Origin of the sequence: Prochlorococcus marinus str. MIT 9312, from assembly GCF_000012645.1 — a bacterium.
GTDB lineage: Bacteria > Cyanobacteriota > Cyanobacteriia > PCC-6307 > Cyanobiaceae > Prochlorococcus_A > Prochlorococcus_A marinus_L.
In genome coordinates, this window is the sequence record NC_007577.1 from 1,167,676 (window position 1) to 1,181,318 (window position 13,643).

Below are 13,643 nucleotides of genomic sequence, written 5' to 3' on the forward strand. Positions count from 1 at the left end.
TTTAACAAACTAATGGAGTATTCTTACCTAATTTTTAATAAAAAAGTCAGAAAACCTTTACAAGGCATTTCAGATATACAAATATTTCCCCACATTACTCTCAATCTTTGTTACAGTTTCTCCGTATCCCGAAGCTAAAACGATTTCTCATGACGATCGCAGTTGGTAGCGCCCCACAAAGAGGATGGTTTGATGTCCTCGATGATTGGTTGAAGCGCGACCGCTTTGTATTTATTGGTTGGTCCGGACTACTACTTCTTCCTTGTGCATATCTTGCTATAGGTGGTTGGTTCGTCGGAACAACATTTGTTACCTCATGGTACACACATGGAGTTGCAAGCTCATACCTTGAAGGTTGTAACTTTTTAACAGCAGCTGTTAGTACCCCTGGTGATGCCATGGGACACAGTCTTCTATTTTTATGGGGTCCTGAAGCCCAAGGTAGTTTCGTTAGATGGCTACAACTTGGTGGTCTTTGGAACTTTGTCGCATTACATGGAGTATTTGGCCTTATTGGTTTTATGCTTCGTCAGTTTGAAATTGCTGGCCTTGTTGGAATAAGACCATACAACGCATTAGCTTTCTCAGCAGTAATTGCAGTTTTCACAAGTATTTTCCTTATTTATCCCTTAGGACAGCATAGTTGGTTCTTCGCACCTTCATTTGGTGTTGCAGCAATCTTCCGTTATATTCTGTTCATTCAAGGTTTTCATAATATTACTTTAAATCCCTTCCACATGATGGGAGTAGCTGGAATTCTTGGTGGTGCTCTACTTTGCGCTATTCATGGAGCTACAGTACAAAATACTTTGTATGAAGATACAAGTATTTACACAGATGGTAAGGTTCAAAGTTCAACATTTAGAGCTTTTGACCCTACACAAGAAGAAGAAACTTATTCAATGATTACGGCGAATAGATTCTGGAGTCAAATCTTCGGTATCGCTTTCTCAAACAAGCGTTTCTTACACTTCTTGATGCTTTTTGTACCTGTTATGGGTATGTGGACATCTTCAATTGGTATAGTCGGCTTAGCACTAAACCTAAGGGCTTATGATTTCGTAAGCCAAGAGATACGTGCTGCAGAAGATCCTGAATTTGAAACTTTCTATACAAAAAATATACTTTTGAACGAAGGTATGCGAGCATGGATGTCTTCTGTGGATCAACCACACGAAAATTTTGTATTCCCTGAGGAGGTTCTTCCACGTGGAAACGCCCTTTAATAATTTATTAAGAGCTCCAAACCAAAGTATTGAAGAGACTGGTTATGCCTGGTATGTAGGTAACGCTAGACTAATCAATTTATCTGGACGTTTATTAGGAGCTCACATCGCTCACGCTGGACTTATAGTCTTCTGGGCAGGAGCAATGATGCTTTTTGAGGTTAATCATTTTACTTTTGATAAACCAATGTGGGAGCAAGGTCTAATTTGTATGCCACACGTAGCAATGTTTGGTTATGGAATAGGACCTGGTGGTGAAGTTACTGATATCATGCCTTTCTTTCAGGCTGGCGTGGTTCATTTAATAGCTTCTGCAGTGCTTGGCTTTGGTGGAATTTACCATTCATTAGCGGGTCCCGAGAAGCTTGAAGAAGCTTTCCCATTCTTCTCTACTGACTGGAGAGATAAAAATCAAATGACCAATATTCTTGGTTATCATTTGTGTGTTCTTGGTGTAGGTGCATTAGCATGGACTGTGAACTGGTGTTTCATTGGTGGTGCTTATGATACTTGGGCACCTGGTGGTGGTGAAGTCAGATTAGTCAATCCAACATTAGATCCAAGGGTTATTCTTGGTTATCTATTTAGATCTCCATGGGGAGGCGCTGGTTCTATAATCGGTGTTAACTCAATTGAAGATATTGTTGGTGGACATGTCTATGTGGGTGTAACTGCAATTATTGGAGGAATATTCCACATTTTTACCAAACCTTTTGGATGGGCTAGAAGAGCATTCATCTGGAACGGTGAAGGTCTATTAAGTTACGCTCTTGGTGGAATTTGTGTAGCAAGTTTTATTGCATCAACATTCATCTGGTTTAACAATACTGCTTACCCATCTGAGTTCTATGGCCCTACAAACGCCGAAGCTTCACAGGCCCAAAGCTTTACTTTCCTAGTGAGAGATCAAAGAATTGGAGCTAATGTAGGTACAACAATGGGACCAACAGGTTTAGGTAAGTATCTCATGAGATCTCCTACAGGTGAAATTATATTTGGTGGTGAAACAATGAGATTTTGGGATTTCAGAGGTCCATGGTTAGAGCCTTTAAGAGGGCCAAACGGATTGAGCCTTGAGAAAATCCAAAATGATATTCAGCCTTGGCAAGTCAGAAGAGCTGCTGAATATATGACTCATGCTCCTAATGCTTCTATCAACTCTGTTGGTGGAATCATTACTGAGCCTAATGCTGTTAACTTCGTTAATTTAAGACAATGGTTAGCTGCAGCTCAATTCTTCCTAGGATGGTTTACATTCATCGGTCATCTTTGGCATGCAGGACGTGCTAGAGCTGCCGCTGCTGGTTTCGAAAAAGGAATCGACAGAAAGAGTGAACCAGCTCTAGAAATGCCAGATTTAGATTAATTTCTATTTCATATAAAAAAAAGCCCTATCAAAAGATAGGGTTTTTTTTTTGTTATATTTTTTGTTTAAGTAAATTTTTTCTGAGCCATGGCAAACTTAACCCCATTACATTACTGAAACAACCCTCTATTTTTTCTATATATTTACCACCTATTCCTTCCAAAGCAAATCCTCCGGCACAATATAAAGGTTCATTCGTATCTATATAAGTCTTGATTTCCCAATCTTCCAACTTGGAAAAATAAACTCTTGAACTTACTGTTTTTTTAATTGTATCAGTGATTTTAAAAATATTTGAAGTAGAATCAAAATTTCCAATTATTAAAGTATGACCAGTATGTAAAAATCCAAATTCTCCAGACATTTTTTTCCATCTAATAAATGCCTCTGCTTTGTCAGAAGGTTTTCCATAGGCTTCTCCTTTAAATTCAAAAATTGAATCACATCCAAGGATTCCCAAAGGACCATAATTAATCTCTTCGGGCAATGATATTTTTTTTATACTTTTAGATAAACTATTAGCCTTTTGAAAAGATAATTCCAAAGCTAAATTAAATATATTCTTTTCTTTTATTGAAGTTTCATCAAAATTACTTGAGATTTGAATAAATTCAATTTGACAATTTTCAAGTAATTTCTTTCTAGATTGAGAAGCAGAGGCTAGAATTAACACAAATTTTTTTTATCAAATTATAATTCAATTTACAAATTAATAAATTTCAAAATTAATATAAATTACGAATGTATTTAGAAGAGAAATTACATAAAATAAAGAAACCAATAATGGTCCTAGGTACTTCTAGTGGAGCAGGAAAATCATTAACGGTTACAGCTATTTGCAGGATTCTTAAAAATTTAGCTGAACAGCCAATACCTTTTAAAGGACAAAACATGAGTAACAATGCATGGGTTGACTGGGAAGGGGGAGAGATGGCATATTCACAAGCACTTCAGGCCTTCGCTTGTGGTGTCAATCCTTCTTCAGAAATGAACCCCATTTTATTAAAACCACAAGGCAATTCAGTAAGCGAGGTAATTCACCTTGGCAAAAGTATAGGGACCACAAGCGCGAAAAATTACTACCAAGATTGGTTTATTCCCGGATGGGAAGTAATTAAAAAAAGTTTAAACTCTATTTATAAAAAAAATCCAAATTGTCGTTTAATTATAGAAGGGGCTGGCAGTCCAGTAGAAATGAATTTAAAACATAGAGACCTTACTAATTTAAAAATTGCAAAGTATTTAAAGGCAAATTGCATTTTAGTTACTGATATTGAAAGGGGAGGAGTATTTGCACAAATAATTGGAACCCTTGAATTAATGAAACCTGAAGAAAAAAAACTTATAAAGGGAATTATAATAAATAGATTCAGAGGAGACCTTTCATTATTTGAAGAAGGGAAAAAATGGATAGAAGAAAAAACTCAAATACCTGTTATTGGAATTGTTCCATGGCTAAATGATTCATTCCCTCCAGAAGATTCTTTAGATTTATTAGAAAATAAATCTCGTTTCACAAATGCTGAGATCAAAGTTGGAATTATAAAATTACCATCTATAAGTAACTTCTCAGATTTTGATCCATTAGAAAATGAAGAATCAATATTAATTGAATGGATTAGAGAATCGCAAAACCTTAAGAAGTATGACTTTATTATTCTGCCTGGTAGTAAACAAACTATTAAAGATCAAATGTTTCTTGAAAAGACTGGTTTATCTCATGATTTGAGGGAATATTCAAATAATAAGGGTCACATTATTGGGATCTGTGGAGGTTTACAAATGTTAGGCACATTTCTTGAAGATCCTTTTTTAAAAGAGGGCTCGAAAACTTTCTCAGAACAAAAAATTAAAGGCATTGGATTACTGCCATTAAGAACCACTTTCTTTGAAGAAAAATTAACCCGTCAAATCAGTTCCGAATCTTTATGGCCATGCCAATCTAAAATTAATGGTTTTGAAATTCACAATGGCCAGACCGAATTAGATAATACTCAAAACTCATTAAAGATTAACCCTATCTTCAAAGACTTAAATTTAGGTTGGTACAAAGAAAATAAAGAAGGTGGGACAATTGCAGGTACATACATTCACGGGATCTTTGAAAATGATATTTGGAGAGATCAATATATAAATTTGATAAGAATGAACAAGAAATTGCCAGCATTAAAAAAAAGAACAAGCTCTTATAAAAACAAGAGAGAAAAAATAATTGAAAATCTAGCAAATGAATTTAATAAGCATTTAAACCTCTCATCATTATTAAATTGAAAAATTCAAAAATTAAAATTATTTGGCCAAATAATATTGAAACATATGTTTCTGAAGGGGAAGATTGGTTCTCTACTGCAAAAAAAGCAGGTTTAGAAATTCCAACTGGCTGCTTAACAGGAAGTTGCGGAGCTTGTGAAATAGATGTTAATGGAGAAACTATAAGAGCTTGCATAAGCAATATTGAAAGTAAAAAAAGATCTCCATTAAAAATTTCTCTGACTACAGACCCGTTCTGGGAAGACTAAATCTTCTGTTAATTCAACAAAAAAATTTAATTTAATTCCAGTCCCTAAGTTAGTTTTCTATCTTTAACCTAGCACTATTTGTATTAATAGAAGAAAAGGGTGTTAGTGGGATGTTCCTAGTTTGTCCAGTAAAGAAAGTATTTGTCATGTAAAAAAGAAATATTTATCAAAGACCCTGACACCATCAGATTATTTGTCATAAGTTTTGGGTGTACTGACTTAGAGAAACCACTGATTTTCACTGTAAAAAAAGTGATTTTGGACAACCTGAATATCCCTGACTAAGTTTTGTCCGTTTAGAAATCAGGAGAGGGTTAAATTCTTTCTTAAGCAGTATAGGCAGATATTAGACTATTTATGACTTATTTTTGATTCATTTCAATGTATATTCCACCAAAACATTATTGGTATGAGTAGGAAACACTTTGAACGATATAGGAAAGTTAATAAAAGTAGTAAGTTAAAAAAAAAAGGCCCCTATTTTTAGAGGCCTTTTTCTGGTTTTACCTAACCAAGTGTTTCCTTGTTCCCACTGCTTGAGTAAAACCACTCCTTCACACTTGTTTAAAATATTCCATATATTTCATTTCCGTGGAAGGGGCGCATGGAATGTTACGTAACTGTCACATGTAGCAGTTATGTATTAAAGGATTTATGGCAATAAAAAACACCCTAATTTAGAGAAAAGGGTGTTTAATTATCAGAAATTAGTGTGTGAGGAGTTTCTGATTTATATAACCTAATGGAACAAGGGTACAAATATCTAAAGTATTAATTACTAATAATATTTTTGTTAATAGTTTCTAATCTATATAATCTATGAATGATTAATCCCTCTTGCAGGATTTAATAAATTCATCATTGATATAAAGAGAAATAGTAAAAAAGAACCTGTTTAATGCAACTGTATTAAGGACTAGAGAATCTTCTTCTTATTCTCCTAATCAAAAAGAAGATTTGAGATCTTACGGAGAGGGTGGGATTCGAACCCACGAATAGTTGCCTATTAAACGATTTCGAGTCGTTCGCTTTCGACCTCTCAGCCACCTCTCCACCTTCTTATAAGTATGCACATAATTAAAAATAAAATATAATCTATCTAATTATCTTAATTTTAATCCCAACCTGCATCTTTCATCAATTTTATTGCTATAGAATTTTTTGCCCCAAGGTCTTCTATAGTTACCTTATCAGGAATAAATTCTCCAAAGTCTTTGACAATTGGATTTTGATTAACCTCTTTTAATGGATGTTCAAAAGTTGGAGCAGCAAGGCCATTGCTTCCCTTTGGAGATGCCAAATATTCAAGGAGCTTAATAGCTTCATTTTTGTTTGTAGCGTATTTAGCTACACCACCAGCACTAATATTTAAATGTGCCGGATTAGGTGTGAGGACAGTTGTTCGTTTTGCATATAAAGCATCTCTTCTTCCATTTACACCAGCTAGCATTCTTGCAACATAGTAATGATTTACAATACCAACACCACACTTTCTTTTAGAAACTGCTCTTACTATAGAAATATCTCCCGGGAAAAATGGTTGTGATACATTTGAAATCATCCCGTTAAGCCAATTTTTTGTGTCCTCTTCTCCCTTATTAATTATTTGATTCGCAACCAAAGATTGATTATAGGGACTTTTTCTATTCCTCAGACATACTTTTCCTTTTAAAGAAGGGTCGGCCAAATCAGTGTAATCATTAATCTTACTTACATCTACCACCTTTGGATTTGCGACCATAACTCTAACTCTTCTCGTTAATGCGTACCATTCCTTATTAGGATCTTTTAATCCAATAGGAACATCATTTTCTAAAGTGGGAGAATCAATTTTTTGTAGCAATCCTAATTTTGCAGCATTAGTAATTCTTGCCGCATCAACAAGCAAAATTAGATCGGCTTGAGAATTTTTTCCCTCTCGTTTTAACCTTTCGATTAAGGAGATACCAGCAGCTTCGATTAGTCTGACTTTTATACCAGTTTCCTCTGCAAATTTTTTATAAACACTTCTATCTGTGTTGTAATGTCTCCCTGAATAAACTTTGACTTCTTTTTCTGTCGAATTTGCAGGTATATTTAAATTAAATAAAAAGGAACAAGTCAAAGCTGAATAAAATATTTTTTTTAGGTTTTGCAATTTTTTCAAATAGTATCTATGGTTACTTTATATATATTAAAAGAACAAGAATCCTAAAAGATATTTTCTATACACCACCTTGTATCATTTTTTATAATCAAAATGAATTTTTTAACTAACCAGCTTCTCATTCAAGAAGAAATAGAAGCATTAATTAAAAATTTAAACAAAGAAAATACTCTCTGGGAAGATGGAAAAAAAACTGCCGGCAGTCACGCCTCAATGGTAAAAAATAATTTGCAATTAAATAGAGAATCCGAAATATCTAAAAAACTCTCCCATTTAATCAAAAAGAAAATTCTTTCCAGCCCTCTAATAAAAAGCTTTGCCTTACCAAAAATAATTCATGGAATAATGTTTACGAAATCATTAAAAGATATGCAATACGGTAGGCATATTGATAATCCATTTATGTCATCAGGACGTGCTGATTTATCTTTTACCATTTCTTTAACTGATAAAAATACATACGATGGGGGAGAACTCATTATTGAAGAGATGAATTCAGAAAAAGAATTCAAACTAAATGCAGGTGAGATAATTATTTATCCTAGTACTTACTTACATTCAGTTAAAGAGATTAAAAATGGAGAAAGATTAGTATGTGTAGGTTGGATTGAAAGTTATGTAAAATCAATCGAACAAAGAGAATATTTATTTGATCTGGATGCAGGTGCAAAAGGCTTATTAGCTAAAAATGGGAGGTCAGATGAATTGGATCTTATTTTCAAGTCTTATTCAAATCTTCTTAGGCTACTTGGTAACTAAAGAATCATTTTATACACTAAATAGAAAATTGTTTAAAAAATATTTAAAATAAAAAATAATTAGAAATTTGGAATGCCAAAAAAAAGTTCGATAGCATTATTCATTGCTGCTACTAGCGCATTGTCTATATCATCATCAGTTAATAGTGGGGAAAATGATATGGGGGGCCTAAAAGAATGGAATACAGACATGGACGTTAATGCAGATTTCATATTAGATGAAAAAGCACAAGAAATTGCAGATAAGGCACAAAAATCCAACGTTTGTATACCTATTGGGGAAGGAGAAAATTGTTGGTAAGTTAAACAAAAAATAATAATCAAAAAAAAACACCCTTAATGGGTGTTTTCTAGTTCAATTTCAGCAATTGCTTAAAGTTGACTTTAGAACTTGAACGCTGTTGTTACAACTGCTCCAAAAGTATCATCATCTGCTTGGAAAGAATCAGACCCGCCAAAGATTGCAGGAGTTATTGTCACAGAATCATTTTGTTTCCATGAATAATATACTTCCCACAATAGTGGATCAACTTCATTAGTATCACCTCCGCCAGCAATAGAAGTAGCCTTTAATGGTTGAGTAAATGCAATTCCAATTCTGTCATCTGGCTGACGAATATCTTTCCAAGTCAACCCAACCATCCAGCTATCTGCCTCATCAACAGTTCCGGCAGCAGCATCATCCCAGACCTTTGTATCGTAACCAACAGAAATTTCAGGCATTGCAGTACCTGTTTCTTCTGGCATCCAATATGCTCTTGCGGCATATCCCATCGAATCTGTCGCGGTATTCTCACCTAATGCTGTTGCATTATAAAGCTGAGATGTCCAGTTCTGAGCATTTGAAACAGTTAAAGATAAGTGATACCTAGGCTGGGTATATGCAATTTGAGTATCCCATTTGCTAACTGAATCGTCTTGGAAGAAACCACTATTGGCTGCATCAGCGTTTTTATCAACAACGTTCGATGCTATAGCAAAACCGTTATCGGCTTCATATTTTAAACCAAAACCAACGTCGGTACTAGCTCCAAAGTTACTATTTCCACCTAACTTAAAGGCTTTTAAAGCACCTGGTTTATAAATAGATGGAGTTACATACATGTAGTAGTTCTCAATCCTAGGACCTGCGAAAGCAGTAATGTTATCTCCTATAGGGAATGTATACCAAATCTTATCAACCCTAAATTCATCATTTGTATCTTTGGTATGGATATGGTAACCAGCTGGTTTAGATGACCAAGCCCCACCATTTTCTCCAGCTTTTAAACGTACATAGAGGTTATCATCACCTGTAAAACTTGTATTTAAGTTCATTGTGTAGGTATAACCTGTCTGAACCGAATCAGATGGTTCATCTGTATTGAGACCATCCTCATTGTCATCAACATCATTGATACCTTCTATTGCACCAATCCAAAAGATCGCCTTACCATCCATGGATGTTGTAGAAGAGAAAGCGCCTGCTTCAAAATCATTTTGTTTAGACTCAAGGCCATCAATACGGCCGTTTAGAGTTGCAATATCTTCACTAACTTCGTTAATGAATGTATTACTGTCAAGTTTTGAAGATTTTTTTTGGCTACGTCCGTAGCTATTCATTTCTTCTAAATTGACTACATCGGAAGCTTGAGCAGCAATTGGAGCTAATAAGCTCAAAGATGCCCCTGCCACCAACATTTGTTGGAAGAGTTTCATTTTACCTCACACTAAAGTAACCCAATAAAATGGGGTATACATACTGTATCTAAAGAAACAATCTTGAAATGATATAAAAGTTTCAAGGAGATGTAACCATTGATACTTTCCATATATCAAGAATATTTGACATATCAATATTTTTTGATTTGTTAATTTACTTTTTTTATTAGTGGATATCCCAAAAATTCTCTTTCCTCTCTCCAAGATGATGCAACTTCTCTTGCTAATTTTCTAATCTTTTCAATATATTGAGCACGGTCTGTAACTGAAATAACTCCCCTGGCATCGAGCAGATTAAAAGTATGACTACATTTCAGAACAAAATCAAGCGCGGGATATGTTAATTTCTTTTCTATTAAAGAATTTGCCTCTTCTTGGTAAATTTCAAATAATTTCCTCAGATTATCAGGATTAGATTCAGTAAAATTATATTCGCATTGACTTTTTTCAAATTGAAGCCAAATATCACTATATTTCAAATTTTTGTTCCAACTTAAGTCCCAGATACTTTCCTTATCCTGCAAAAACATTGCAATTCTCTCTAATCCAAAGGTGATTTCAATTGGGATTGGATTACAATCAAACCCTCCGCATTGCTGAAAATAGGTGAATTGAGTAACTTCCATTCCGTCTAGCCATACTTCCCAACCCACTCCCCAAGCTCCAAGAGTTGGCGACTCCCAATTATCTTCAACAAATCTTATGTCATGATTTTTAGGTTCTATTCCAAGAGATTCCAGACATTTTAAATATTTTTCTTGAATCCCATCAGGGGAAGGCTTAATTATTACTTGATATTGAAAGTAATGTTGAGCACGATTAGGATTATCTCCAAATCTTCCGTCTGTTGGTCTTCTACATGGCTCGGCATATGCAACCGACCAAGGTTCCGGTCCAATAGCCCTCAAAAAGGTATGAGGATTCATTGTGCCAGCACCCTTTTCAGTATCGTAAGGCTGCATAATCAAACAACCTTCTTTAGACCAAAAATTATTTAGATTTTGAATTATATCCTGAAAAAACATCAATTTTTAAAAAGTGAAAAATTTAGATCAATGCCATTAAATATAATAACAAAGCTTAAAAACAAAAATATCTTCAACTCTAAGTTCTGAAAAGTATTATCTAGTAAAAAGCTATAATTAAAATAAAATCCTTGATAAATACATAAATTAGAAATTAATTATGAAAAAAATCTAGTGGCAATGGTCCAAAAGTACTAGATTCTTTATATTGCTGTTCATACTGACTGGTTAATAAAATCCCTTCACCAATACCAGTTTCAGATCTAATAAAAACATTCCCAGTTTTTTGATTACCTTTTAAAAAAACACTTCCATCAGCATGAAGGGATTCTAAATTCACAAATTTAATTGAGGAATATCTTTCAGTAATTGATTTCAATGCTTCAATAGCTTTAGTATCACTAGGTGCCATTATTCCTATTGTTAGCCAATCAGCATTAAAAATATTTGCTTCTAGTTCTTCTAATATTTTTTTTACTTGACTATTGCTTAATTGAGGAGCCGTTCTAAGACCGTTTAAATCAACTAACTTATTTATTTCCATTTAATTAATACCTAAAATAATAATTAACCAAAGGTTCTTCCATTCCAAGCCCACATTGAAGCAGGCACATCCTCGAAAGAAATATAAATCTTATCTATTGGAATTCCTATTTTCTCATATACAAAATTAGATATTGGCTTTGCTATTTCTGAAGGAGTTAAAGAGCCTATTGACTTAATCTCTAAAAAACAACAAGGGCTTTCATCTTCGAAATACATATCAGAGTTATCATCTAATTTAGCCATAACAAATCTTTTTGATTTATTTGTTAAAGATGAAACCAATATTGAGATTTCTTCAAGTAATTTTTTCTTGTCCTCTATTTTGGCTGAAGTAGAAACATTAATGTAAGGCATATTTATGCAGCTAAATTATCTTTTTGAAAATCATTCTGTAGATTAAAAGTTTTATTTTTTAAAACTTTTTTTGATGAAAGATATGCCATATCGTATTCACTTATTCCGTTTTTATATGGATTGAAAAGAGCATTTTTAGATCTACTTTTTTTGCTCTTTTTGAATTCAATCATTTTTAACTAAATTATTAATTAATAATTTAACTTTTTTTGAATAGATGTCTAGTTTTTTTAAAGATCTTTAATTAATTAAATGCAAAATACATTTCAAAAACACAATATTAATATCTATTTACTAAATTTAAAGGGCGTCTTAAATAATTATCATTTTGGAAGTTTTAAATATTTATCAAAGAAGGAAACTGGATGAGAGCAATGATGAAGAATTTTATTCTGACCCAAAATTTGTTTATCATTTAGATGCAAACTTCAGGCGATATCTATCATATGTTTATAAAAATGAAATTTCAGATTATTCAACAGTACTCGACTTAATGTCCAGTTGGGATAGTTATTTACCTGAAGAGAAAAAATATAAAAAGGTTATCGGGCATGGCTTAAACAAACAAGAACTTGAGAAAAACAAAATTTTTGATACTTATTGGACACAAAATTTCAATTTGAATCAAAAAATTCCTCTAAATAACGAAAGTGTTGATTATTGTTTAATGGTCGCAGCTTGGCAATATTTACAATATCCAGAAAATTTAACTAGAGAAATCGTTAGAATTTTGAGTAATCAGGGCAAGTTTATAATAGCTTTTTCAAATAGAGCATTTTGGCATAAGGCGCCTAATATATGGACTACCTCTACTGAGGAAGAGAGAGTTAAATATGTAAGAAAAGTATTAATCACAAACGGATTTAATGAACCAAAAATTATTAAAAAATTTAATAAACCGGTCATTAATATCTTTAATTTTTTCAATAAAGATCCATTTTATTGCTTAATTGCGGCTAAAGAGTAAATAATACCCTTACTAAATTTCAGACAAAGCTATTAATAAATTTTTATAGCCATAATCTTAAATTTTTACTAATATTGGATAGTTAAAATTAATAATATGGGCTCTAAAAGAGAGAAATATCCTGAAAAATGTCCTTGGGATCTAGGTCCTAATCAGCATTTAGCAAAAGAACAAAACTGGACTTTAAGATTAGGTGAGGCAAACGTATGTTTTAGCAAAAATAAACTAGACAATAATTATTTCCATGTAATTAGTAATGAAAATGAAGAACAAATTTTAGCCTTCAGAGCGAGACTCCTTTATCAAAAACTACTTGATAAAGGATTTAGATTGGTTGAATAAAAAAACTTATTTCAATAAACTTAAATCCTCGAAAACAAACTTTTGTGTTTCTTCTTCTTGATTTTGGTTTAAGTATTTTATTGTTCTCGAATTTAAGATCCAATAATCCTCCTCTTCACCTATATTTATAAATTCATCCTCATATTCTAATTTTTGTGATTTTGCCATAAGTGTATCTGGATCAATTGACTGACTACTGTATTTTTTACTAAGGGAACCTATACCTGTATGTAAGAATTCTTCAACAAAAATTTCAATTATTGTTCCATGAATTTTTCTATAGACCATATTAATACAGTCATTTTTAACTCTATACCTATCACCTTGATTCTTTCCTGAAACACTCATTTCAATCCCACTTAAAGTATTTTTGAGTAAATTAAAATTATTATCTGAATGAACAGATTCGAATTCTCTCTTTACCCTGTGTATGCATACTTCAAATAACTGAGAGGCAATACTTTTAACAATTTTCTCATCTTCTATTTTTTGAATATTTGGTTTAAAGTCCTTACCTAATACGAAGTTACCTTTAAAAATATTATTATTACGCAAAAAAATACATTTACCTTGGTACCCATTAAAATCATTCTTCCAGGTGTACCTATTTTCATAAGCCTTTCGAAAAATCTCCTTACAATTAATTTGTCTTGAATTCTCCATTAAATTTTTAATAAGTGAAATAATTCTACA

General features: G+C 32.9%; 16 protein-coding genes and 1 tRNA gene. 8 read left to right on the forward strand and 9 right to left on the reverse strand.

All coding sequences use genetic code 11. From position 1 onward, the window contains the following. Positions 1-149: 149 nt before the first annotated feature. Together psbD and psbC are read left to right on the forward strand one after the other, a co-directional pair. Positions 150-1,226, forward strand: coding sequence for a photosystem II D2 protein (photosystem q(a) protein) (gene psbD / locus PMT9312_RS06490; RefSeq protein ID WP_002807316.1), 1,077 nt, complete (start codon positions 150-152; stop codon positions 1,224-1,226). Beyond that, positions 1,210-2,592, forward strand: coding sequence for a photosystem II reaction center protein CP43 (gene psbC, locus PMT9312_RS06495; protein ID WP_011376803.1), 1,383 nt, complete (start codon positions 1,210-1,212; stop codon positions 2,590-2,592). Before psbD ends, psbC begins: the two co-directional genes overlap by 17 nt. A 52-nt stretch (positions 2,593-2,644) precedes the next feature. Here the strand turns inward: psbC and PMT9312_RS06500 are convergent, their stop codons facing one another. Beyond that, positions 2,645-3,265 carry a nucleoside triphosphate pyrophosphatase gene (locus tag PMT9312_RS06500; RefSeq protein ID WP_011376804.1) on the reverse strand — a complete coding sequence of 207 codons (621 nt, stop codon included), beginning with the start codon at positions 3,263-3,265 and terminating at the stop codon, positions 2,645-2,647. Between the two features lie 68 nt (positions 3,266-3,333). On the opposite strand from PMT9312_RS06500, the gene PMT9312_RS06505 reads away from it, so the two are divergent. Next, on the forward strand, positions 3,334-4,863 hold the full coding sequence (locus tag PMT9312_RS06505) for a cobyric acid synthase (RefSeq protein WP_011376805.1): 1,530 nt from the start codon (positions 3,334-3,336) through the stop codon (positions 4,861-4,863). After that, positions 4,860-5,111, forward strand: coding sequence for a 2Fe-2S iron-sulfur cluster-binding protein (locus PMT9312_RS06510; RefSeq protein WP_011376806.1), 252 nt, complete (start codon positions 4,860-4,862; stop codon positions 5,109-5,111). Before PMT9312_RS06505 ends, PMT9312_RS06510 begins: the two co-directional genes overlap by 4 nt. 968 nt (positions 5,112-6,079) lie before the next feature. Here PMT9312_RS06510 and PMT9312_RS06515 read toward each other — a convergent pair. Continuing rightward, positions 6,080-6,164, reverse strand: a tRNA-Ser gene (locus tag PMT9312_RS06515). A gap of 61 nt (positions 6,165-6,225) precedes the next feature. Then, positions 6,226-7,248: an extracellular solute-binding protein gene (locus PMT9312_RS06520; RefSeq protein ID WP_036924302.1), complete on the reverse strand. Its 1,023-nt coding sequence runs from the start codon at positions 7,246-7,248 to the stop codon at positions 6,226-6,228. Between the two features lie 102 nt (positions 7,249-7,350). Between PMT9312_RS06520 and PMT9312_RS06525 the strand changes: the two genes are divergently transcribed. Both PMT9312_RS06525 and PMT9312_RS06530 read left to right on the forward strand, forming a co-directional pair. Further along, entirely contained in the window at positions 7,351-8,016 is a 666-nt protein-coding gene (locus PMT9312_RS06525) for a Fe2+-dependent dioxygenase (RefSeq protein ID WP_011376808.1), read from the forward strand. Between the two features lie 72 nt (positions 8,017-8,088). Beyond that, on the forward strand, positions 8,089-8,316 hold the full coding sequence (locus PMT9312_RS06530; RefSeq protein ID WP_011376809.1) for a hypothetical protein: 228 nt from the start codon (positions 8,089-8,091) through the stop codon (positions 8,314-8,316). A gap of 83 nt (positions 8,317-8,399) precedes the next feature. Here PMT9312_RS06530 and PMT9312_RS06535 read toward each other — a convergent pair whose 3' ends face one another. The 5 genes from PMT9312_RS06535 to PMT9312_RS09855 form a co-directional block, all read right to left on the reverse strand. After that, on the reverse strand, positions 8,400-9,713 hold the full coding sequence (locus tag PMT9312_RS06535) for an iron uptake porin (protein WP_011376810.1): 1,314 nt from the start codon (positions 9,711-9,713) through the stop codon (positions 8,400-8,402). Between the two features lie 152 nt (positions 9,714-9,865). Then, complete coding sequence (gene glyQ, locus PMT9312_RS06540) at positions 9,866-10,741, reverse strand: glycine--tRNA ligase subunit alpha (RefSeq protein ID WP_036924276.1); 876 nt, start codon at positions 10,739-10,741, stop codon at positions 9,866-9,868. A gap of 154 nt (positions 10,742-10,895) precedes the next feature. Beyond that, on the reverse strand, positions 10,896-11,285 hold the full coding sequence (locus PMT9312_RS06545; protein ID WP_011376812.1) for a DUF1824 family protein: 390 nt from the start codon (positions 11,283-11,285) through the stop codon (positions 10,896-10,898). A 23-nt stretch (positions 11,286-11,308) separates the two neighbouring features. Further along, positions 11,309-11,641: a phenylpyruvate tautomerase MIF-related protein gene (locus PMT9312_RS06550; protein ID WP_011376813.1), complete on the reverse strand. Its 333-nt coding sequence runs from the start codon at positions 11,639-11,641 to the stop codon at positions 11,309-11,311. A 2-nt stretch (positions 11,642-11,643) separates the two neighbouring features. Next, positions 11,644-11,814, reverse strand: a complete 171-nt coding sequence (locus tag PMT9312_RS09855) for a hypothetical protein (protein ID WP_193741833.1) — start codon at positions 11,812-11,814, stop codon at positions 11,644-11,646. 155 nt (positions 11,815-11,969) lie between these two features. Between PMT9312_RS09855 and PMT9312_RS06555 the strand changes: the two genes are divergently transcribed. Both PMT9312_RS06555 and PMT9312_RS06560 read left to right on the forward strand, forming a co-directional pair. Beyond that, the gene (locus PMT9312_RS06555; protein WP_011376814.1) at positions 11,970-12,608 is read left to right on the forward strand and encodes a methyltransferase domain-containing protein; all 639 of its coding nucleotides are present in this window, start codon (positions 11,970-11,972) and stop codon (positions 12,606-12,608) included. Positions 12,609-12,704: 96 nt separating this feature from the next. Continuing rightward, positions 12,705-12,950 (forward strand): hypothetical protein, encoded by a 246-nt coding sequence (locus tag PMT9312_RS06560; RefSeq protein WP_011376815.1) that lies wholly within the window; start codon positions 12,705-12,707, stop codon positions 12,948-12,950. A gap of 6 nt (positions 12,951-12,956) precedes the next feature. Here PMT9312_RS06560 and PMT9312_RS06565 read toward each other — a convergent pair whose 3' ends face one another. After that, positions 12,957-13,613, reverse strand: a complete 657-nt coding sequence (locus tag PMT9312_RS06565) for a DUF3386 domain-containing protein (protein ID WP_011376816.1) — start codon at positions 13,611-13,613, stop codon at positions 12,957-12,959. Between the last annotated feature and the right edge of the window lie 30 nt (positions 13,614-13,643).

What these genes read in the sequence shown, in the direction of transcription:
- psbD (WP_002807316.1), top strand. Translation starts at nt 150, where the DNA reads ATGACGATCGCAGTTGGTAGCGCCCCACAAAGAGGATGGTTTGATGTC.
- PMT9312_RS06505 (WP_011376805.1), top strand. Translation starts at nt 3,334, where the DNA reads ATGTATTTAGAAGAGAAATTACATAAAATAAAGAAACCAATAATGGTC.
- PMT9312_RS06525 (WP_011376808.1), top strand. Translation starts at nt 7,351, where the DNA reads ATGAATTTTTTAACTAACCAGCTTCTCATTCAAGAAGAAATAGAAGCA.
- PMT9312_RS06530 (WP_011376809.1), top strand. Translation starts at nt 8,089, where the DNA reads ATGCCAAAAAAAAGTTCGATAGCATTATTCATTGCTGCTACTAGCGCA.
- PMT9312_RS06535 (WP_011376810.1), bottom strand. Translation starts at nt 9,713, where the DNA reads ATGAAACTCTTCCAACAAATGTTGGTGGCAGGGGCATCTTTGAGCTTA.
- glyQ (WP_036924276.1), bottom strand. Translation starts at nt 10,741, where the DNA reads ATGTTTTTTCAGGATATAATTCAAAATCTAAATAATTTTTGGTCTAAA.
- PMT9312_RS06545 (WP_011376812.1), bottom strand. Translation starts at nt 11,285, where the DNA reads ATGGAAATAAATAAGTTAGTTGATTTAAACGGTCTTAGAACGGCTCCT.
- PMT9312_RS06550 (WP_011376813.1), bottom strand. Translation starts at nt 11,641, where the DNA reads ATGCCTTACATTAATGTTTCTACTTCAGCCAAAATAGAGGACAAGAAA.
- PMT9312_RS09855 (WP_193741833.1), bottom strand. Translation starts at nt 11,814, where the DNA reads ATGATTGAATTCAAAAAGAGCAAAAAAAGTAGATCTAAAAATGCTCTT.
- PMT9312_RS06560 (WP_011376815.1), top strand. Translation starts at nt 12,705, where the DNA reads ATGGGCTCTAAAAGAGAGAAATATCCTGAAAAATGTCCTTGGGATCTA.
- PMT9312_RS06565 (WP_011376816.1), bottom strand. Translation starts at nt 13,613, where the DNA reads ATGGAGAATTCAAGACAAATTAATTGTAAGGAGATTTTTCGAAAGGCT.